The 21,757-nt window shown below is 45.5% G+C and carries 19 protein-coding genes; 15 read left to right on the top strand and 4 right to left on the bottom strand.

Annotated elements, in window-relative coordinates:
* Positions 1-157: 157 nt before the first annotated feature.
* From ADS79_RS29775 to ADS79_RS29765, 3 genes are all read left to right on the top strand, one after another.
* Positions 158-547 carry a hypothetical protein gene (locus ADS79_RS29775; RefSeq protein ID WP_201783431.1) on the top strand — a complete coding sequence of 130 codons (390 nt, stop codon included), beginning with the start codon at positions 158-160 and terminating at the stop codon, positions 545-547.
* Between the two features lie 196 nt (positions 548-743).
* A complete protein-coding gene (locus ADS79_RS29770; RefSeq protein ID WP_049742064.1) occupies positions 744-1,130 on the top strand; it encodes a GNAT family N-acetyltransferase in 387 nt (128 codons plus the stop codon).
* Positions 1,131-1,281: 151 nt separating this feature from the next.
* On the top strand, positions 1,282-2,244 hold the full coding sequence (locus ADS79_RS29765; protein ID WP_049742063.1) for a metal-dependent hydrolase: 963 nt from the start codon (positions 1,282-1,284) through the stop codon (positions 2,242-2,244).
* A 110-nt stretch (positions 2,245-2,354) separates the two neighbouring features.
* Here the strand turns inward: ADS79_RS29765 and ADS79_RS29760 are convergent, their stop codons facing one another.
* A complete protein-coding gene (locus ADS79_RS29760) occupies positions 2,355-2,672 on the bottom strand; it encodes a hypothetical protein (RefSeq protein WP_049742062.1) in 318 nt (105 codons plus the stop codon).
* A gap of 290 nt (positions 2,673-2,962) precedes the next feature.
* Here ADS79_RS29760 and ADS79_RS29755 point away from each other — a divergent pair, with 290 nt between their 5' ends.
* From ADS79_RS29755 to ADS79_RS29740, 5 genes are all read left to right on the top strand, one after another.
* Positions 2,963-4,285 carry an MFS transporter gene (locus ADS79_RS29755; RefSeq protein ID WP_049742061.1) on the top strand — a complete coding sequence of 441 codons (1,323 nt, stop codon included), beginning with the start codon at positions 2,963-2,965 and terminating at the stop codon, positions 4,283-4,285.
* Between the two features lie 201 nt (positions 4,286-4,486).
* Positions 4,487-5,305 carry an alpha/beta fold hydrolase gene (locus ADS79_RS29750; protein WP_049742060.1) on the top strand — a complete coding sequence of 273 codons (819 nt, stop codon included), beginning with the start codon at positions 4,487-4,489 and terminating at the stop codon, positions 5,303-5,305.
* Between the two features lie 180 nt (positions 5,306-5,485).
* A complete protein-coding gene (locus ADS79_RS29745; protein ID WP_236700139.1) occupies positions 5,486-8,059 on the top strand; it encodes a winged helix-turn-helix domain-containing protein in 2,574 nt (857 codons plus the stop codon).
* Between the two features lie 184 nt (positions 8,060-8,243).
* The gene (locus ADS79_RS35400; protein ID WP_161807327.1) at positions 8,244-8,420 is read left to right on the top strand and encodes a hypothetical protein; all 177 of its coding nucleotides are present in this window, start codon (positions 8,244-8,246) and stop codon (positions 8,418-8,420) included.
* Positions 8,421-8,610: 190 nt separating this feature from the next.
* On the top strand, positions 8,611-9,429 hold the full coding sequence (locus ADS79_RS29740) for a hypothetical protein (protein WP_049742059.1): 819 nt from the start codon (positions 8,611-8,613) through the stop codon (positions 9,427-9,429).
* 78 nt (positions 9,430-9,507) lie between these two features.
* On the opposite strand, the gene ADS79_RS29735 is transcribed toward ADS79_RS29740, so the two are convergent.
* The gene (locus tag ADS79_RS29735; protein WP_049742058.1) at positions 9,508-9,942 is read right to left on the bottom strand and encodes a DUF488 domain-containing protein; all 435 of its coding nucleotides are present in this window, start codon (positions 9,940-9,942) and stop codon (positions 9,508-9,510) included.
* Between the two features lie 263 nt (positions 9,943-10,205).
* Here ADS79_RS29735 and ADS79_RS29730 point away from each other — a divergent pair, with 263 nt between their 5' ends.
* The 3 genes from ADS79_RS29730 (at position 10,206) to argH (ending at position 14,765) form a co-directional block, all read left to right on the top strand.
* Positions 10,206-11,501: a hypothetical protein gene (locus ADS79_RS29730; protein ID WP_049742057.1), complete on the top strand. Its 1,296-nt coding sequence runs from the start codon at positions 10,206-10,208 to the stop codon at positions 11,499-11,501.
* Positions 11,502-11,843: 342 nt separating this feature from the next.
* The gene (locus ADS79_RS29725) at positions 11,844-13,409 is read left to right on the top strand and encodes an APC family permease (RefSeq protein WP_049742056.1); all 1,566 of its coding nucleotides are present in this window, start codon (positions 11,844-11,846) and stop codon (positions 13,407-13,409) included.
* A 36-nt stretch (positions 13,410-13,445) separates the two neighbouring features.
* Positions 13,446-14,765, top strand: a complete 1,320-nt coding sequence (argH, locus tag ADS79_RS29720) for an argininosuccinate lyase (protein WP_049742055.1) — start codon at positions 13,446-13,448, stop codon at positions 14,763-14,765.
* A gap of 63 nt (positions 14,766-14,828) precedes the next feature.
* Here the strand turns inward: argH and ADS79_RS29715 are convergent, their stop codons facing one another.
* Complete coding sequence (locus ADS79_RS29715; RefSeq protein WP_049742054.1) at positions 14,829-15,986, bottom strand: hypothetical protein; 1,158 nt, start codon at positions 15,984-15,986, stop codon at positions 14,829-14,831.
* Entirely contained in the window at positions 15,970-16,500 is a 531-nt protein-coding gene (locus ADS79_RS29710) for an RNA polymerase sigma factor (protein WP_236700138.1), read from the bottom strand. Before ADS79_RS29710 ends, ADS79_RS29715 begins: the two co-directional genes overlap by 17 nt.
* A 210-nt stretch (positions 16,501-16,710) precedes the next feature.
* On the opposite strand from ADS79_RS29710, the gene ADS79_RS29705 reads away from it, so the two are divergent.
* The 4 genes from ADS79_RS29705 (at position 16,711) to ADS79_RS29690 (ending at position 21,746) form a co-directional block, all read left to right on the top strand.
* Positions 16,711-17,394, top strand: a complete 684-nt coding sequence (locus ADS79_RS29705; protein WP_049742053.1) for a response regulator transcription factor — start codon at positions 16,711-16,713, stop codon at positions 17,392-17,394.
* Between the two features lies 1 nt (position 17,395).
* Positions 17,396-18,397, top strand: a complete 1,002-nt coding sequence (locus ADS79_RS29700) for a sensor histidine kinase (RefSeq protein WP_049742052.1) — start codon at positions 17,396-17,398, stop codon at positions 18,395-18,397.
* Positions 18,398-18,492: 95 nt separating this feature from the next.
* Positions 18,493-19,176: an ABC transporter ATP-binding protein gene (locus ADS79_RS29695; RefSeq protein ID WP_049742051.1), complete on the top strand. Its 684-nt coding sequence runs from the start codon at positions 18,493-18,495 to the stop codon at positions 19,174-19,176.
* Entirely contained in the window at positions 19,173-21,746 is a 2,574-nt protein-coding gene (locus ADS79_RS29690; protein WP_049742050.1) for an ABC transporter permease, read from the top strand. The genes ADS79_RS29695 and ADS79_RS29690 overlap by 4 nt, the downstream gene beginning before the upstream one ends.
* Positions 21,747-21,757: the final 11 nt, after the last annotated feature.

Below are 21,757 nucleotides of genomic sequence, written 5' to 3'. Positions count from 1 at the left end.
TCAGCTGGATGAGTGATGCTGTACACTCCAAAAGCAGACATTGTTCGTTAAAAGCATGACTTGTTTACCAGAGGCTCGACAAGTAAATGTAACATTTTGTAATTAGATACAGTATAATTGATGAATAGGAAAAAATTACTACGAGAGGAGAATGTGCGTGGAATTCAAACGGCTAGATGGCGGTAGCAAGATGATCTTTATCGCTACTATTTTGGCAATCGTATCTTTATTTTTTAATTGGATTGATGCGGGAATTGTTGCATTAAGTGGATTTCAACAACAAGGTTATCTTCTGCTTATCCTATTTATCTATCCCTTCATGCAAGTGATTAAACTCAAGCCAGTAAATAAGGTTATTGGTCTTGTTTGTTCTATTCTTTCTATCATCAGTATTCTTATTTTTATCATGTCCAAAACGGTAGAGATCTTTGGTACAACGATTAATGTAGCTTCAACGGGTATGTATCTGTACCTAGTTGCTAGTATTCTGCTATTGATTGGCGTAATCAGGCATACAAAAAAAGAGGAAATCGTAAGTGCCTCCTAGGACTAGTTCCGGAGGTTTTTTCATTTCCATTTCGATAACTGTTTTTTACAAAATTTTCTGCATTCATGTAAATATCGTAAAGATCTTACCGATAATCTTTGAAAAACCTTTACCTGCGATTTATTAATTGAAAGTGATTCGCGAGTAGAGTGAAAGTGAAAGGATCACCTTGTGACAAAGCAGAGGGGGAGATCGAATGCGAAATGAAGGGATGCGGCTAGAACAGGGGCAAGTACCTCTTGCGGTCAAGCTGGCTGATCACGATGACGAACGCCAGCAGGTATGGAAGCTTCGCTATGCAGCTTTTATCGAGGAGGCTGGGCTTGCCAACGGGGAAAATGACAGGAAGCTGGATCAGGATCACTTTGACGACTGGTGCGATCACTTGATTCTCAAAGAAGAAGAAACGGGTCGTGTCGTTGGCACTTATCGACTCATGCCGGGGAAGAAGGCAGTGATGAATGGCGGTTTTTTCTCGGAAACATTGTTCGATCTCGGCCAGTCTCCGCTACCTCGCACACGGATGCTCGAGCTTGGGCGCAGCTGTGTGGACCCAGCTTATCGCAATGGCAGGGTCATTTAGCTTCTGTGGGAAGGGATCGCTGACTACGTAAACGAGCATGGGTATGACTACCTGGTTGTAGCGTGAAGGCAGTGCCACAGGAGTGGCTGTATTGGTTTAATGTGGGTGAAAGATGGACGACCGAAGAGCACAGCGTGGAGGAGGTATCATAATGGATACGGGGAGCCATCTGTTGTTTGGCGTGACGTTGGCTGGATTGGCACACGCGACTACACTTGCCGGGAATGATCCAGCAGTGAGTCAGGCATTGATGATTGCTACTGTTGTAGGCTCGCATGCACCCGATTTTGATACAGTAGCCAGATTGCGCGGTTTTTCTGCTTATATTCGTTTTCATCGGGGGGTTACTCATTCCATCCCCGCTTTATTCCTTTGGCCACTGGTCATCAGCTTGCCTCTAGCGTGGTCATTTGACGTGATGGACCAGCTCGGAATGCTATATTTCTGGACGTGGATTGCCGTGGTATTCCATGTCTTTCTCGATATGCTGAATGCGTATGGTGTCCAATGTGCACGCCCGATTAACCGGCGCTGGGTCCATATGGACGTGCTTGCGATTTTTGAACCGTTCCTGTTTGTCATCCATTCGGCGGCTGCCATCTGGTGGCTAGCTTTTGGGGGAGAAGCAAGTGTACTCTTTCCGGCTGCGTACGGGCTTACCTTGCTGTACATTGGTGTGCGCACCTGGCAGCATCGGCGATTGGTCAAGCGCGTGGCAGCTGCTCTGGAAACGAACGGCGTGTGTCACGTCATCCCCAGCTTTCACCCATTTCATTGGCGGTTTGTCGTGGAGACCGATAAGCTCTTTTATACCGGAAAGCTCGAATATGCGCATGTGATACTGGAAGAGGTTTATCCGAAGCAGCAGCATGATGACATTATCAAGGCGACAGTCGGCGTGGATGGCGTACGTGCGTTTCTCGGCTTTGCGCAGCGTATCCACGTTACCTGGAACGAGAGACAGGATGGCTACGAGGTCATTTGGAGCGATGTTCGTTTCTGGTACAATCGCAAGCTGCCCTTTGGTGTAGAGGTCCAGCTGGACAGGGATCTGAATGTCGTGAATCATCAATTGGGCTGGAGAAAAAAAGCGTGGGACCCACCGTTTGTGTAGAGGATAGGGCGGGGGATTGTCTGGTTGACAGTACGCTAAAAAGGAATGGATACAGGGAAGAAGGAGCGCAATTGTTGTCGCTCCTTCTTTTCTTTGTGAGTGACTGTGGTCTACCAATCCCACTGACTATTTCCGAGCCCGAGCTTTTCCGCGATCACATAGGCAATCGGCTGTTTGGCTGGTTGAAGCGAGCTTTCCGTACAGCTTGACTCTGGCTTGTAGTTTGCTTCCTCCGCCTTTTGCAGAGTTGCCTCGGCAATGTTATTGGTCTTTTGCGCTGCTTCATAGCAGGGAGGCGTGATATACGTTTGGTATGTATGCTCTAAAATGACTCGGGTAGCGGGAGAGGGCGCTGCTTCCAGCTTGACGGTAAATAATCCAACTACGATAAGGACAAAAAGGATAACCCAAAATGTGATGCGTTTCACGAGATCAGCTCCAGTGTAGCTTTTTTTCAAAAGGAAGCAAGACGCTTCATTTTAGCACTTTCTGGCATCATTTTTAATGGCTAACTAGGACTATTTTCCGATGTGACAAGCTGAAGTGAATATCGTACTTTTTAGTATAGGTGCTATACTATAAAAGATACAGGATTTTACAACGTTGAGGGGCGGAAAGTGTAGAGAGGGGGTTTCATTTTGCGAATATTGAGTTAAAATGGAACCGTTTTACCGACTACATGTATGAAGCTAACACGAAGAAAGGTGGTTCAAAAGCGATGCCGAGTGAACCTGCAATTGGGAGAAAAGAAGATCAGAAGCACTGTATTCAGCATTACATTCGTTCTCCAGATAGTCAAAGAAAGCTCTACAAGCGTACCTTGCTGATCGTCGTTATCTCTCAAATTTTTGGTGGTGCCGGGCTTGCGGCGGGTGTAACAGTCGGGGCACTGCTCGCACAGGAAATGCTGGGGACGGACAGCTTTGCCGGAATTCCAGCCGCGTTGCTCACGCTTGGTTCTGCCTTTGCTGCACTACTGGTTGGGCGGCTGTCACAGCGATTCGGACGACGTCTTGGACTCGCAACGGGCTTTTTAAGTGGAGGAATTGGCGCGATCGGCGTCGTTCTTGCAGCGGTCACGCAAAGTGTTCCACTTCTCTTCCTGTCCTTGCTGATCTATGGGGCAGGAACTGCTACAAATCTGCAAGCGCGATATGCAGGTACAGATTTGGCAGGGTCGACGCAACGGGCGACAGCTGTCAGTATTGCGATGGTGTCAACTACATTTGGAGCAGTGGCAGGTCCGAACCTCGTTGAAGTGATGGGCACATTCGCTACCTCCATCGGTGTCCCGGCTTTGGCAGGTCCATTTATTTTAGGAGCGGCTGCCTTTACTTTGGCAGGTCTTGTCTTTTTGATTTTCCTCCGCCCTGACCCACTCATCGTTGCTCAGGCGATCGCTGAAGCAAAACGTGCTGAAACGCAGCATGCAAGCACAGACCCAAGTACAGGCGCAGGAAACAATCGTGGTATTATTGTGGGAGCCTCCGTCATGGTTTTAACCCAGATCGTGATGGTCGCGATTATGACAATGACTCCGGTACACATGAAGCATCACGGGCATGGGCTGAGTGAAGTCGGACTCGTCATTGGCATACATATTGGTGCAATGTATCTTCCTTCTCTCATTACTGGTGTGCTGGTTGACAAGATCGGACGAATTGCCATGGCGTTTGCATCGGGCGTCATTTTGCTTAGTGCCGGTTTGCTTGCAGCCTTTGCTCCTGCGGACTCGATGCCAATGCTTATCGCAGCTCTTGCCTTGCTGGGGCTTGGGTGGAACTTTGGTCTAATCAGTGGCACGGCTCTGATTGTGGATGCAACGCACCCTACCACACGGGCAAAAACACAAGGAACCGTCGACGTCACGATTGCGCTGGCTGGTGCATCAGGTGGAGCGCTATCTGGGATGGTTGTAGCGAGTTCAAGCTACGCCACACTTTCACTGGCGGGAGGATTTCTTGCGCTCTTATTGATTCCTGTCGGTATATGGTATCGGAGCGATCAGAAAGTAGCGAAGTCCGAAAATATGAGTATGTAATCAAACATAAGCAAAAATGCCTAAAGCATCGTTCGATCAAGGAACGATGTTTTTTTGTTCGATGGGCTAGATATCCAATGAGGCTTCAAAATTCACCATGAGATGACACATTTTGCCGACTTACAGAAAAGGATTTTTGCAGAATAAATGGAATAATGACTAAACAAGTGCAAATAATCGGAAATAAAGGAGGCGGCAGTGATGTATCAGGGTGGAAAGTATATCAAGGTGGAACCAGGTGTTGAAATCTTTGTTCAGGACGTAGGAAGTGGCGATCCGATTGTATTCATTCCAGGCTGGACATTTACCACGGAGGTTTTTCACAAGCAGGTAGAGCATTTTCAAAAGACGAACAGAGTCGTAGTCATCGACCCAAGAAGTCATGGCAGATCGTCCGTTACGATGCACGGCAATGATTATGTGACACAAGGCTTGGATTTGGCAAAAGTTATCGAGGCTTTGGAATTGAAAAATGTAACGCTGGTTGGCTGGTCATTCGGGTGCTTGACCTCGTGGGAATATATCAGGCAGAACGGAACGCAAAACATAAAATCACTGGTCTTTGTCGACCTGTCACCGAAGCCGCTTTCGACCAACCATGAGCAGGACTGGGTGGAAGGGCCTTTGGATGAGATCGCAGCGGTTTATAGTACCTACTTGCGAGATTCAGAAAAGCAACGGGAGTTTGTGACAGCTTATGCGACAGATGTTATGGTGCAAAGAGAGCTGGAGGAACAGGAGTTAAACTGGATTGTCGAGCAATCTTTAAAAACACCGCATTACGTTGCAGCCAATCTGTTTGCGGCCGGGATGTTCGCGGATTATCGGGAAGAGGCCAAGCTGGCAAGTGATGAGGTACCGACTCTTACGATCATTGCGGAGCATTGGGCAGATCAAGCAAAAGGATTTGTCCAGAAGCATGCGCCCAAATCAGCTATAGAGGTTCTCGGGGGACATTTGATGTTTTGGGAGCATGACGAGAAGTTTAATCAGATTGTAGAGCGTTTTATCCAAGCTTGATTTCTCGAAGCGAGGTCACCTCACGGGGTGGCTTTTTTACTTGGAAAATGCTTGAACAAGGGCATTTTGTATGAATCGCAACTCATCTACTGTTGAAAATTTTTTGTCTCATGGATTATTCTTAATGATAGGAGTTGCTCATGGTGAGGATATTCTTTTAGGTAAGGAGCAAGCAGGGATATGCGCATGGATCAGCCAAACAACAATCCACTTATCTCGACCAAACTTAACGTTCCCAAGTACGGTTCTGATTTATTATGCAGACAACAATTAGTAGAGCAAATCGATGAGGCTGGTGCTTCCAGATTGATCCTCATTTGCGCCCCCGCTGGATTTGGCAAAACAACGGCAGTCAGCCAATGGATACAAAGCGTTGCTTATCCGACAGGCTGGGTTTCCCTTGATGAATCCGATAATGACCCCACCCGTTTTTGGCGCTATTTCGTACAGGCGATCTACATGGTTCAGGGAGAGCTTAGCAGGGAGACATCCCCTTTTTTTCAACAACCGCATTATTTAGCGTCATCGGAGACGGTAATCTCTGTATTACTGCAAGAAATAGCTGAGCTGCATAGCGATTTTTATCTGGTTTTGGATGACTATCATGTCATAAAGGAGCCTACTATTCACGAAGGCTTGCAAATGCTGATTTCGCACGCCTCCACATGTATGCACATCATCCTGATTACCCGCGAGGAACCCCCCTTATCCCTACACCGTTTTCGGGCGCGCAAGCAGGTCGAGCAGCTAGGGCTTGATAACCTTCGTTTTAATGAAGAAGAATGTCGCCGTCTTTTTAACGAAGTAATGGAATTGAATTTGTCACAGCAAGATATAGGCTTGCTAAGCCAAAGAACCGAGGGCTGGATTGCTGGTCTGCAGTTAGCAGCGCTCTCCATGCAGGGGAATAGGGATCAGGTCATTCAACGGTTTTCCGGCAATGACAAATATATCGCTGAATATTTGACCGAGGAAGTATTGAAGAGATTGCCGGAAACTGTTCAGGCATTTTTGCTCAAAACGTCCATCCTGCAACGTCTTTCGGGTGATCTGTGTGCAGCAGTTACCAATGAGCCAGAAGCTCATGACATTCTGCAAATGCTTGAGAGATCGAATTCGTTTGTGATCGCACTGGATAGTGTCAATGAATGGTATCGCTATCATCATTTGTTTGCAGAAATCCTGGAGACTCATTTGCGAAAAAAATATAAGGAACAGCTTCCCGTCTTTCATATGTTGGCGAGCGAGTGGTTTGAGAAAAACGGATGGATGACGGAAGCGATTGAGCATGCACTTGCAGGAGGGGACTGGGCTCGCGCTTCTCGACTGATCATTGCGAATGCTCCGTGGATGTTGAAGCGATACGAGAACAGGACACTGCGCAATTGGATGCATGGCTTTGAGAGATCCTGGCTCGAAAAGGATCCTGAGCTTTGTATAGCCTTTGCCTGGATGCATGTGCTGTCAGACGAAATTGAGCAGGCCGAAATGCTGCTTCGATTTGCTGATCAAAGAGTGTTTCCAGGTAGTGAAATTTTTGAAGAATGTCAGATTGAAATGTGTGTGCTACGGGGTTATATCGAGGTCATACGGCGAAATATAGAGCTTTCTTTAGCGTATATGGAACAATCTGTTCAAATGAAGCCCAAATTCAGCCGGTATTTCACCATAGGTATTGAGCTGAATGCAGATGAGCCTCATGTTCTTCGCAGTCGCGTGGCGATGAACGGATATTTAACCAAGGTCAGTGAGTATTTTCTTAAGCTTCGGACGGTCTTGAAGCACAGTGGGCTTGGCATTTTGGCATACGGATCGATCGTGCTTGCTGAGCTGTATTATGAGCGAAGTGAGTTTGAGCAATTGACTTATTTCGTTCCAAGAGCGATTGAGCTAGGAACAAATACTTTAAATTTCGGTGTACTCGTCCCCGTTTACTTTGTTTTGGCAAGATGGAGAAAAGCAGAGAAACGCTACAATGAGATGTGGTTGGCCATGGATGAAATCAGCGCGCTGTGTCGTGAGCACAATGCCCCCAGTCATTGGAGTGCGTTCGTGGATGTATACCGTGTCCGACTCTGGATCGATGAAGAGGCTCGCGAGAAGGTAGAAAAATGGGTGGAGTCCTTTGCCAAAATGAGCAGCGATGTGATCGCGTCGAGACATGAATTTGAGCGCATGATGCTGGCAAGAGCATTTGTCTATCTGAAAAACGATGAGGCAGCCATCAAGCTGCTAACCAGCATCCTGCATGAGACGGAGATGAAAGCAAGGCTGGGAAGTCGAATTGAAGCCTTTATTTTGCTCAGCCAAGCCTATCAAAATCAAAAGAAGCAGCATGAGGCAACAGATTGTTTTCGTAAGGCTGTAGGATTAGCAGCAACAGAGGGATATGTCCGCATTTTTTTGGATGAAGGTCCTGAGGTTGCCAAAATGCTCTACGGGCTCTACAAAAATAAAACAGCATCTAAGGAAGAACTGTCGTATGTCGCGATGCTTCTTGAGAACATGAAAAAAGAATTCCCTGCGCTCGATATTCAAATTCGTGTTTCCACGAAGCTGGACAAACTGACGGAAAGAGAATCAGAAGTTCTGGCCTTGATCGGAGAAGGCTTATCCAATTCCCAGATTGCCGGGAAGCTGCATCTCTCTCATGGTACTGTGAAAGGGTATGTGTATCATATTTTTAATAAGCTTCAAGTGCGAAATCGGGCACAAGCGATCATGAGGCTAAAAGAAAGCAAGAAAAACGAGTGATACGGTTATGGAATCGATGCATTCCTTTTTGCGCCCCTGCCTTATTGGCAGGTTTTTTGTTGGCGTTTTTTACAAAAAGCAACGGAAACTAGCAAAAATCATAACTAAAGTTAGGTTTCTTTCCAAAAAGATGTTGGTATCATAATCCTGTTTCTGGATTCATTCACCTATTCGGGAGGAAAACATGGAAAATGCCCTCATTGCCTTTGGTGCAACAATCATAGTTGGAATTGTTTCTTATATTGGTACTTGGTTAAGCAGCTTTGAGATTTCGCGAACATTTACGAAATGGTACTTTCTCGTTATTTTAGCAGCCGCGTTGATTCTGGGGGTCATTTCGTATTTCTTCTGGATTGATTAGGGGAATAGAAAAATAGCAGGGAGACTGACGGGAAGCCAGAGCACACTGGTTTCTTTTTTTTGGACTGGTAGTATCAACCTGAATTTTGTTCATCAAAATGACAAGGTATGGTGCAGACAGTCGGTACTTGTTGTGGAAATGGTAAATAAGGACAAAACGGTGAAGAATAGGCAAGGGGAGAAAATACTTCGTGGATAAAAAAGCAAAGCAGATCCTGATGAAAACATTTTGGAGCAGCCAGGGCTGGAAAAGCCGTCCGACCGAATATACGGGAGCGGATTTTGAATATGCGAAAAACAAGGGATTGATGTTTGATCCGCTGACGATCAGTCATGACGAGTGCGCACAAAGGCTGGTTGAGATACGCGAAAAGGTAACAAAGGAGCAAGTTGCGGCAGCCTTTTTGCATAGTCTGTCTACGAGAAAGGTGTATCTGCGCAGTGCGCTTTCCAGCTGGGCTTTGTCCAAGTTATTTACAGCACACGAGTTTGAAAGCAACAAAGGCAAGGATTTTCTGATAGAAAACGGTGTTCATTATGCGATGTATGGAGATTGCCATATTTGTGACGGCTACCATATTGCAAGCCTTGCGAACTATCAGAATGAAGATCTGAACGTACTCAATTTTGAGAGAATCAAGTGGGGCGGTGTGCGTCTGAATCATATATTGTATATGACGCTTGATTTGGAGCTGCTCGGCAGGGAAGAGAATATCGAGGTGCAAGAAGAGGATGTAGCTATATTGCGCCAGGTACTCAAGACGATTTCGGAGTGTGAGCCGACAGATGCAGCCCGTCAGCTGGAGAAGAGGCTTCACGGAGTGTTTCCTTCCAGCAAGGCGGAGCGGGATATGTTCATGGAAATTCTCGGAACGACTGGCATTCTGGTTCCGGCCAAGGACAGACCTGGACGCGGAGGGAAAAACGATTTTATGGCAGTCGTCAATTGGCGCGGTGAAGATGGCTATAGTGAGCCTGAGGTGCAAAATCTGTTTGGTCAATGGCTGTAGCACGCAATTTCACTTGCCCGCGTATGCTCCTCGAAACGTTCTGGAGTCGAGGAGCATCGCGGTAAGTATGGCAAACCCCTACAAATGAACAATTTCAATCCGCTTATCAAACTCCCGCAAATACTCCACAACCAATTTCCGATGGCAATGATGTGGCTTTTCTTCACTGCATAAAAAGCAAGGAACACGATCGCCGAGAAGCTCGTCCATCCTTGTTTCGATTTTCCTCTCCTGCAGTAAATCTGTAAAAGTTCGTTCAAATTCTCCCCAAGAAAGCTCCTTTTGCTTGATTGCTTTTAACAGGGGCTCTGTCGGCGCTAACGAGAGATCATGAATATATTCTATGTTCAGCAATTCCAAAACGTATTCCAGGTCATCTTTTTTGGCAAAGCCGGCGAGCTGCGATGTATTTTGCAGACGAGTATCGATCACACGCCCAACCTTGTGGTGCTGTAGAGTGGAGGCAAAGGTACGCAGAGATTTTTTAGAGAAGCCTATTGTCGTAACGAGCATGTCCATTCTCCTTATCTGTCTGTGCTTGTAATAGGGGGAGTATCACGCCGATTGCGAAAAAATTGTGCTATAGCATGGATTCGACCTAGGTAAGATTGGATCCTTTTTGTATATTTATTCGTTTTCATGTATGATTTTTCGGAAAAAACACAAAATAACTGGACATTAGGTAGCAGTTATAGCTATTGTGGAATTATACCTATATTAAAAGTGGGAATGAATCGCAAAATGATCGTTATCGGGTTTTGGATTGGGAGGTCATTATGTACAAGGTTGGGGTAATCGGTCCTCATTCATCCGTAGAACGCATTATTCATATTGGCAAGGAATATGAGCATACAATGGAGTTTGTTGCGTATCCATATCGTGACTTTCATGAAACGGAAAGCATTGTTCGCAAGCACAATCAGAATGTTGATGTTTGGCTCTTTTCTGGCCAAATTTCCTATATGACGGCGATGAAGGCGTTAAACTCGGAAGAAAAATTAGTTTACATTCAGCATACAGAGTCTGATATTTATAAAAGCCTACTGCACATGGGGTACTACCAGAATGAATTTTTAAATCGGGTGAGTATTGATGAAATTACCACCTCTCATCTGGAGCAGGCACTTCAGCAAATTGACATCGAGCCCAAGGAAATGTATATAAAGACGTTTGACATCAACTCAAGTACACAAGAATTAATAGATTTCCATCTCGAGCTGTGGAAAAGTGGCAAAACGAAGGGAGCCATCACCTGTTTTGAAGCGGTCTATCTCGGCTTAAAGGAAGCAGGTGTTCCGACGTATCGTATTTCTACGACCGACATGGAAATTCGTCAGGCACTGCGAATTCTGGCCGAACGTACACGGACCTTTTACTACAAAGACACGCAGATTAGCGTTCAGATCATTGAGATGGAGCATTTTGATAAGATTACCGAGAAGGCGAAGAGCTCCTATCATTTACAGTATTTTGAAATGAAGGTGAAAGAAACCCTTCTGCGCTATTGTGAGAACCTGGACGGCTCTTTGATGGAAAAAGGAAACGGGCGTTATGTCATTTTCAGCTCACGCGGTGCCATCGAGCGGGAAATAAAGGTTTTACAGGAAACGATTGCACAGCTGGCAGAAGAATCCGATCACTCGGTCGCAGTCGGAATTGGCTACGGGGTCACAGTGCATTCTGCCGAAATCAATGCCCAGCGTGCGATCCAGCTGTCAAAAGAAAGAGCGGAGCATGGGATTGTCATTATTCAAGAGGACGGGACGATGATTCAATCGGCAGGGGAAGAGGAGGAGCTGCGCTATTCCTACCGTTTTGACGATAAGGAGCTGATCGACAAGCTCAAGGATGTCAAAATTAGCGTGAAAAACTATCATAAGGTAGCTGCTCTGATCCGGAGAATGAATTGGAACGACTTTACTATTAAGGATTTGGCTGCCCATCTCTACTGGGATGAGCGAAACGCCAGACGTTTTATGGTCAGTCTGTGCGAGGTAGATTTGGCAGAATATGCAGGGGAAGAAGCATGCTCAACACGTGGAAGACCAAGCAAACGATATCGATTGAAATAACTGTCCAATATATGGGCGGTTATTTTTTTTGCGCGTAAGAAATTGGCGTTGTATCGCGGTTGATCCTCAATTGGAACAGTTCAGGAGAGATTTTTTTTTATAAATCTTCAGAATTTCAGATTGAAAAATAGAAATGATTAAAATATAATCCTTTTAAGTAAATTACCCTTTTATTACCCTTAAATAGATTTGGCTAATCCAAAGAGCTGATCCAAAGCAAGGGGGCGATTTGGGTTGAATGATGCTCAACGTGTCAAAAAATAGAGGAAGGGGGATCGTGTTTCCTGGTTTGTAAAAGGTATGCATCTATAGATACTACTACGTGAAGAGAGAGGTACACTCATGGATCAAGAACAATACCTGAAAAAGAAAATGGGCTTTTGGTCTCTCACAGCACTTTCTCTCGGGGGGATTATCGGGTCGAGCTGGCTCTTTGGTCCTTGGGCGACAGCAAAATTAGCTGGCCCTGCTGCGATTATGTCTTGGTTGATCGGTGCAATCGTCATTACTTTTATCGCACTTGTATATGCGGAATTGGGAAGGGTCAAGCCTGAGTCAGGCGGTTTAGGCCGCTATCCACTCTATTCCCACGGAAAAATGCTGGCAACCGTAACGAGCTATTCGATTTGGCTCGGCTATTGTGCCACGGCGCCAGTGGAATCTGCGGGTGTGATCCAATATGCCAATCAGTTTTGGCCAGGGCTTTATGATGTAGCCAAGGAACAGCTGACAACAGCAGGTATTTTGGCAGCATGCTTCCTGATGATCTTCTTCGTTGTCTTTAACTACTTCGGAGTAAAGCTGTTCGCCGTCACAAATACAGTGATTACCGTCATCAAATTCGTAGTACCAGTACTCACGATCCTTGCCTTCTTTATGACAGGCTTTCATACAGAGAATTTCACGAGTCAAGGCTTTGCACCAAACGGGTATGGAGCAGGGCTGAGTGCCATTTTAACAAGTGGGATTTTCTTCGCTTACACCGGTTTTGGAAACGTCATCATGATGAGTGGGGAAGTCGTCAATCCGCGGAAGAACATTCCGCTTGCCTTGATTGCCTCGCTGGTTGTTGCAGCAATTATGTACGTGCTGCTGCAGGTCGTCTTTATCGGAGCGGTTCCGCCAGAAATGCTGGCAAATGGCTGGAGCGGAATCAAGTTTGATTCGCCGTTTGCAAACCTGGCGATGATTGCCAACATGGTTTGGCTGTCCTGGATTATTACAGCAGATGCGATGGTGTCGCCAACAGGCTCTGCCCTCGCTTATACAGCGGGAACCTCCAGACACGTTTTTGGAATGGCGAAAAGCGGTTTCCTGCCATCCTACTTCGGGGTCATCAACAAGCGATTTGGTGTTCCAACTCGTGCACTTGCTTTCAATTTCGTCATCGGCTTGCTTTTCTTGTTCCCCCTCAAGAGCTGGACAGCGATTGTTGCCATCGTTGGGGCGATCGGAATTTATAAATATGCCTCTGCATGCGTAACCGTCATGGTTTTCCGCAAGGTTGGTTTGACAAAAGACAATGGTCTGCCAGGTATGGCTGTGATTGCGCCACTCGCGTTTGTCTTTGCAACCCTGCTCATTTACTGGACAAAATGGGGCAAGGTACAGCTGGGGATCGCGGGCTTGGCTATTGGAGTAGCAGCGTATTTGATCACTCACTTTCTCAAAAAGGAAAAGTCGGTGGAGATCCTCGGTGGTCTGTATTTGATTGTCTATATCCTGATGCTTATCCTGTTGTCTTACTTGGGCAATTTCGGTGGACTTGGTGTTCTTCCAGAGCCATTTATGTCTATCATTGCAGCTGTATTAGGGTTCATCTTTTACAACTTCGCGGTCTACAACGGTGTCTGGTATATGCGCAAAAAGGGCAACATTGCTGAGCTTGAGGAAAGCGTAACCCAGTAATCGTAAACACTCACATAGAAAAAGGAGAACTTGGATATGAAGCTTTGGGGAGGCCGTTTTAGAAAAGAAGAAAACAAACTGATGGAGGATTTTAATAGCTCGCTGCACGTAGATAAGAGATTGTATGCAGAAGATATTACAGGCAGCATCGCACATGTAAACATGCTTGTGCAATGTAGTCTGCTCACTCCAAAAGAGGGGGAGGATATCGTACAATCGCTGATTTCCATTCGGGAAGATATTGAAAATGGAACTTTGCCGATTGAAGGGAACTACGAGGATATTCATAGCTTTGTGGAATCCAATTTGACCCATCGAATCGGGGATACAGCGAAAAAGCTGCATACTGCTCGAAGCAGAAATGACCAGGTTGCAGTAGATATCAGGCTATACGCGAAAAACAAGGCTCTCGAAGTGGTTGAATACATTGAGGAGCTGCAAAGCAGCCTGGAGAAAAAGGCAAGAGAAAACAACGTCATCATGCCAGGCTATACCCACCTGCAGCGTGCACAGGTAGTGACTTTCCAGCATCATTTGCTGGCGTACTACAACATGCTGAAGCGTGACAGACAAAGAGTTCTGAATGCGATTGATATCATGGATGAAAGCCCACTCGGCTGCGGTGCACTGGCAGGGACTACGCATCAGATCAACAGAGAAATGACTGCCAAAGAGCTGGGCTTCAAAAAGCCAGTCGACAATTTCCTGGATGGAGTCAGTGACCGCGATTATTTGCTGGAGCTGATGTCCAGCTTCTCGATTCTGATGATGCATTTGAGCAGATTGAGCGAAGAATTGATTTTGTGGAGCAGCCAGGAGTTCCGTTTCGTTACGATCGATGATGCGTACTCAACAGGCAGCAGCATCATGCCACAAAAGAAAAACCCGGATGCAGCCGAGTTGATTCGTGGAAAAACAGGCCGTGTGTACGGATCGCTGACATCACTTTTGACAACGATGAAGGGACTGCCGCTTGCCTACAATAAAGACATGCAGGAAGACAAGGAGCCTTTCTTTGAGGCGCTGGATACGGTACAGTCGTCTCTGCAAATCATGTCTAAAATGATTGCGACCATGAAGGTTAACAGTGAAAATATGAAAAAAGCGGTGAAAGAGGGCTTCCTCAATGCGACAGAGGTTGCTGACTATTTGGTTAGCAAAGGTGTTGCCTTCCGGGATGCGCATAGCATCGTTGGCTCTATCGTGATTTATTGCGAGGATCATCAAAAAGCGATTGAGGAGCTGTCGCTTGCGGAATTGAAGCAGCAAAGCCCGTTCATCGAGGATGACATCTATGAATTCATAGAGTATCGCAACATCTTGAACAAAGGGATTAAAGTAGGCTTGCTGAAATAAGTGAAAAGAATGGAATGGGCAAAACCCGAGGACTTTTCCAAGTTTCTCGGGTTTTTGCGTGTTTTACTTGTCTGGTATTTTTTCGATTAGCTGACCAACCCATTTTTCCTTCTCTTGGTGTAGTTCAAGAGCAGCGTAGACACCATTTTCCCGTTTCCAAAGCATATATGCTTGCTTCTCGGTCGGATGGACAAGAAGTAGTGGCATCGTATCCCCTTTGATCCGATATTTTCGCAGCTCCGTTTTGGCTATCTCCTGTAAATAAGCGGCCTCGATGGGGGTGCCCAGGCTTTTTGGGGGATGATGGAGCAGTTCTTCCATCTCGAAATAGTCAATTTTTACCCAAGCGATATTTGTCAACTGGAAAGCGTCAATCGCTTCCTCCCAAACTGCCTGTAGCTTCTGTTCCAACTCTTTGTTTTCCTCACCAGTGCTCCGACTGAATTGAATGCTCATCAGCTCGCCTTGGGCGTCAAGTGTAACAAAGTAAGAAAAAGAGTTGGGGGGAGCAGGCATGCTTCTAGGCTGAAATTCGACGATTGATTTGAGCCGAACCCCAGTAGGCTTTTCCTTTCCTTCTTCTCCACTGATGGTTGCCGATGGTGTGACAGTGGAAGCGATATAGTCTTGCGCAAGCTGTTTGTCGATGTATGTGAGCCAATCAGTAGCTTTTTCTTTGGCTTGTTCGATAGACAGAGGTGTTTGCTCGTCATTTTCCAGTCCGTAGCGGGTGAATGAAATCAGCTGGCCGGTTTTTTCGTCGACGGTAATAGTAGCAACGTCTCCTGCTTTTTTCAATGTCATCTTATAGCCTTGACGATTGGTGGGCCTGTCATAGTCGCTTTCAATTATGTAAGGGAGCTTCAATTCCGGGAATGCCGTCAGCACCTTTTCAAAGGTAGCTTTAGCCGAGTCTGGCATATTGTTCAGCGTGACGTTTTTTGCGGTCGCTCCTGTCGTTATGTAGGGGGAGGGATGGGCCGACTGCTGGACAGGCAAAAGACTCTCGTAATTTTTATAGAATAGAAAGCCAAAAAAGAAGACCGCTGCGCCTATCACAGTCCATTTCAAGTGATAGTACCATTGTAACTTGCTCTTGGATTGCTCTACTTTTTTTAACAGGACCTTCTGAATTTCTTCTGTTTTCTGTCCGGTTAAGGTGTAATGGGGCATGCTTCTCAATTTTTGAAACAATCTTTCATGATCATGAGAAAGTTTCATGCTGTATTCCTCCTTTTGCTACAGGATTTAGCTCGATTTCTAGTTGTTTTAGTGCACGATGCATCGTGACATTTACTTTTGTTAGACTCCAGCCAAGGATTTCTGCCGTTTCTGCTCCTGATAATCGCTGGATTCCCCTCAATATCAATACTTCGCGATAGGACTGCTTTAGCTTGCTGATGGCTTCATATAGCTCGCGAGCATCCTCACTGGCTTCAAGTGCTTCGGTAGGTGTCTTTTCGGTGGATAAAAAGGAAGTCAGTAGCTTTCCGCTAAACAGCTTTTTTAGCTTTTGCTTTCTGTAATGGTCGATTGCTGCGTGACGAGCAATGCTGATAAGCCATGTCTTGCGATTGGATTTGTTCTCGAAACGATCAAAATGGGTGATGACCTTGATGAATACATCCTGAACGATATCTTCTACGTCCATATTTCCTGTGTAATAGACAAGGTAGTTATAAATGTCGTCCTTGTATTGAACAAATAAGCGTTCAATTTCTTGCTTATTCTGCACATTTTTCACTCCAATCTTATTCATGCACAGATTAGACGGATAATCTTTCTTTTTTATTACAGCATCTTCCATATGCATCCGAAGATGTAAGTAGCGTCCTCGTTTGAAAATGCTGCACCTTTGCTAATCTTCCCCCTTTTTACTATGATACAGATACAATCATATGGCTCTCTTCACTTTTGAAAAAATCCCTATTAGGATGATGATTCAATGAACATTTTACTTGTGGAAGATGATAAAACGATCGCGTCTGGACTTGAGTATTCATTGCAGCAGGACCAGTTTTCTACGGTTTTGTGCCATGACGTTGCATCTGCGAAAAAGGTTATAACCGAACAGCTGGATCAATTTTCTCTATGCCTATTTGATTTATCCCTGCCAGATGGAAGCGGGTATGAATTGTGCAAAATGGTGAAGCAGCACAGCGACATCCCCGTAATTTTTTTGACGGCTGTTGATGATGAGGTTAATGTCGTGATGGGACTGGATATGGGAGCGGACGACTACATTACAAAGCCTTTTCGCATTCGCGAGCTGCTTTCACGGATCAAATCGGTTTTGCGCAGGTATCAGAAGCAGCCGCAGCCCAAGACAGTCATCGACTTCGATCCGATCCGCATTCACACGCTGGAAGGAAAAGTATACAAGCATGGCGTTGAAGTTCCATTGACTGCGCTGGAGTACCGCTTACTGCTGATCTTCGCCAACCATCTCGGGCAGATTCTCTCCAGAAATCAGCTTTTGGAACAAATTTGGGATGTGGCCGGGGACTTCGTCAATGACAATACATTAACCGTTTATATGAAAAGGCTGAGGGAAAAACTGGAGGATGATCCAAAGGCTCCAACTATTATTAAAACCGTGCGCGGTTTAGGGTATAAGGTCGGTGAGTAGCATGCTGCGTAATCGCGAAATCCGTCTCGTCTTTTTGGTGATGTGTACGATTAGTTTGGCCTTGCTTGTAGTCGCGACGTTTTTTTCACTGGCTGCCGTCATCCTCGTTCTCCTTACTTCTATGTTACTCATCGGATGCAGCCTCCTTTTTACGAGACTAAGATATCAAGAGATTGAAAAGCTATCGGGCTATGTACGGCGAATTAGCAGTGGGGATTATACCTTTGACGTACGCGACAATCGCGAAGGGGAACTCAGCATTTTGAAAAATACGATTTATAAAGTAACGGTCATGCTATCCGAGCAAAGCGCCCTTTTGCACAAAGACAAAATCCATCTGACAGAAGCGATTTCAGATATCTCCCATCAGCTGAAAGCACCTCTAACCTCGATGATGGTCATGGCGGATTTAGTAGAAGACACCAATCTGCCGGAAGCGAAAAGAAAGGAATTTACGCGCAATATTCGGATTCAGCTCGAACGGCTGGATTGGCTTGTTTCAACGTTATTAAAGCTATCGAAAATTGATGCAGATGCTGTACCGTTCAAGAAGGATCAAGTCATGGTGGCAGGGCTCATTGAAAAAGCGCTACAGCCTGTTCTCATTCCAATCGACATCAAAGAGCAAACGGTTTCGATCATGGGCGAGGACAGCGTCTCGTTTTTAGGCGATCTGAACTGGACAACGGAAGCGCTGATCAATATTTTAAAAAACGCTGTAGAACATACGCAGGAAGGTGGAACCATCGAGATTTCCTTTTCAGAGAATCCATTATTTACGGAGATAATGATCACTGATAACGGGAAAGGCATCCCCAAAGAAGAGCTCCCTTTTATTTTCAAGCGTTTTTATAAAGGAAAGGGCGCAGGCGAGGGGAGCAGCGGGATTGGTCTCTCGATGGCTCACAGCATCATCACGAAGCAGAATGGAGTTATCGATGTTCAAAGTGATGTACATAAGGGGACTGAGTTTCGGATTCGCTTTTACAAGCAAGTCTTCTAATCGGGCTAAGTGACGAGATTGTCACTTTCCAGTCACTGCAGTGTCACTTCGGACAGATATACTACATCCATCAGCAAACGTATGGAGGTTTCAGTATGGAAATTCTGAAGATCGAACATCTGTCTAAAGTATTTGGAAAAGGTGACACGGCAGTAAAAGCGCTCGACGACGTATCCTTCTCGGTGAACAAAGGGGAGTTCGTCGCCATCGTCGGTCCATCCGGTTCGGGGAAATCAACGCTATTACATTTGCTAGGCGGTGTAGATCGGCCAACAAGTGGAAAAGTATTTGTGGATAATACGGACATGTATAGCCTGAATGAAACGCAGCTGGCAATTTTCAGGCGGAGACAAATCGGTTTGATTTATCAATTCTACAATCTTCTTCCGATTTTAACAGTGGAAGAGAACATGCAGCTGCCGCTCTTGCTTGATGAGCACAAGGTGGATCAAACACTTTTTGATGATCTGGTGAAGACCTTGAATTTACAAAATCGCTTAAATCATCTGCCCAACCAGCTTTCTGGCGGACAGCAGCAGCGGGTCTCGATTGGAAGAGCATTGATGAATCAGCCCGCGATCATACTGGCAGATGAGCCAACTGGTAATTTGGACAGCAAAAACAGCAGCGAAATCATTGACTTATTGAAAATGTTCAATAAGACCTTTCATCAGACATTGATTATGATTACCCATGATGAGCGAATTGCTTTGCAGGCTGATCGCATTATCGCAATTGAAGATGGACGGATTGCGAGAGATGAGGTCATCAGGCCATGAATATCATCAATAAGCTAACGCTCAGGCATTTAATGAAAAATAAGAAACAGACGCTTGTGACCATTATGGGAGTCATTATTTCCGTGGCTATGGTAACGGCTGTGATCACGCTTGGCTCGTCTTTTTTGACGCTGATGCAAAAGGAAACGATAAAAGACAATGGAGAATGGCATGTCCTGTACAGAGGCGTAAACAAAGAGCAGCTCGATGCGATCAAGCAGGATACGCAGACCAAACAACTCATGACTTCAAAGGAGCGCGGCTATGCCTTGCTGCCAGGGAGCCAAAATGCACGCAAGCCCTATTTGTTTATAAAAGCGTATAATGCCCAAGGCTTTACGAACTTCCCGATCGTATTGAGCGAAGGGAGACTTCCAGAGCGAGCAGATGAGATTGTTCTCTCGGAAGCGATCGCCACAAATGCCAAAGTCGTTTATCGAATAGGGGATCATGTAACCCTTGAGGTTGGACAGCGCCATATTCCAACGAACCCAAGCGATACGAATCTGTCGCAAAATAACCAATTGCGAACTAGCGCTGGTGCGAGCATGGAAACCTTAGTTGATACAAAAACTGAGGCGTATACCGTTGTCGGGTTTATCAAACGTCCTACGTGGGAGCAGACGTGGGCGCCAGGGTATACAGCCCTTACCTATATAGATGAGACCATGGTAGATGCAAACCAGTCAGTTGACGTGAGCGTTGTTGTGGAGAATATCGATAGCACTGTATTTGATCATGCCAATGACCTGGCGGAGAAAAACAGCATTAGCTCGTTTAAAACGAATGATTCGCTACTCCGCTATTATGGTGTGATGGGTGGCGGACTGGGCAAAACCTACAATTCGTTATTCCTCATTGTTGTGCTTGTGATTGTCGTCGGCTCTGTTTCGTTAATCTACAATGCGTTTGCGATTTCCGTCTCGGAGCGTTCACGTCATCTTGGGATGCTCTCAAGTGTTGGGGCGACGAGAAGACAGAAGCGAAATTCGGTATTTTTTGAGGGGGCGGTGATTGGCTCCATTAGCATACCCCTGGGCGTCATCTTTGGCATGCTCGGTATCGGCATTACTTTTGGCTTTATCAATCCGATCCTTGAGGATGCGATGGGTGTTACTGAAAAACTGACGTTGGTCGTCACACCTTTATCGATTGCCCTCGCTTGCCTGGTCTCGATCATCACGATCTTCATATCTACGTATGTTCCAGCTCAAAGGGCCTCAAAAATTTCTGCTATCGATGCCATTCGGCAAACGGCGGATATTAAGCTCACAAGTAAGGCACTAAAAACCTCTAAGCTGGTCAAACGGTTATTCGGCGTAGAAGCGGAGATCGGCTTGAAAAACTTGAAAAGAAACAAACGCCGATATTACGCCACTGTTTTTTCCCTTGTGATTAGTATCGTGCTATTTCTGGCCGTATCCTTTTTCACCTCCAATCTGCAGAAATCACTTGAGATTTCACAAAAAGGCTACAACTATGACATCGCTATATACACAGACGGCGAAGGGGCAACGCTAGAGGATGAACAATTGGTAAAAACGATCACATCGTTGGAAAATGTCACTGAATCAAATCTGATGAAACAAATGAATGGCAATTTCGTGTGGCTTGCTGAAGAGGTTGTTCCAGAAAATATAAAACCGTACTTGTACCAGGAACGTAACTTGTATAAATACAATATAGGTGTAAATAGCATGCAAGAAGAAAAGCTGAAAGCGTATGCCAAACAGGTTGGTGTAGAGTATGCGAAGCTAACGAATCCGGATCAGCCGAACGCCATATTGATTGATACCATGACGTTCCTCGATGAAAAGGGTAAATTTATCGAAACGAAAGTCAATGGGAAAGTAGGGGAAATGCTGGATCTCGTCTCCGAAGATGCTAAACAGCAAGTGGTCAACAAAATGGAGCTGGCAGCAGTCACTGACAAATTCCCTATGGGAATTGTACAAACCGATAGCATCCTTCAAGTGAATCTTGTCGTGTCCGAACCTGTCTACGAGCAGCTCTTGAAAAAAAGCGTCTTTGTTAGCTCTTATCCAGGACTCTACCTGAAAAGCAAGGAGCCTTTGAAAACCCAACAAGATATTGAAGAAATGCAGAAGGATGTATCTGTCATGAACTTATTTCAAGAAAGACAGCGCTCTGAACGAAAGATATTGTTTATGTCTGTCTTTGTCTATGGCTTCGTGGCGCTGATTACGGCGGTTTCAATGGCGAACATATTCAACACGATTTCGACGAGCGTGGCTCTTCGCAAGCGGGAATTCGCGATGCTGAGGTCGGTTGGAATGACGCCGAAAAGCTTTCATATAATGATCAACTATGAAAGTATTTTTTATGGAATCAAGTCGCTCGCTTACGGCCTTCCAATCAGTGCAGTGATTATGGTGTTGATCTACCGTTCCTTCAGGTATAGTTTTTCGTATGAATTCGTCTTGCCTTGGACTAGCATTTTGTATGTGATTGCTGCCGTGTTTGTAATCGTGAGCTTGTCCATGTATTACGCGAGCATCAAAGTGAAGAAAGCAAACATCATTGATGCGTTGAAACAAGAGAATCTATAGATGTAGAAGAG

Origin of the sequence: Brevibacillus reuszeri (assembly GCF_001187725.1) — a bacterium.
GTDB classification, from domain to species: domain Bacteria; phylum Bacillota; class Bacilli; order Brevibacillales; family Brevibacillaceae; genus Brevibacillus; species Brevibacillus reuszeri.
The sequence above is the reverse complement of the archived record's forward strand: the minus strand, read 5'-3'. Positions and strand labels throughout refer to the sequence as shown.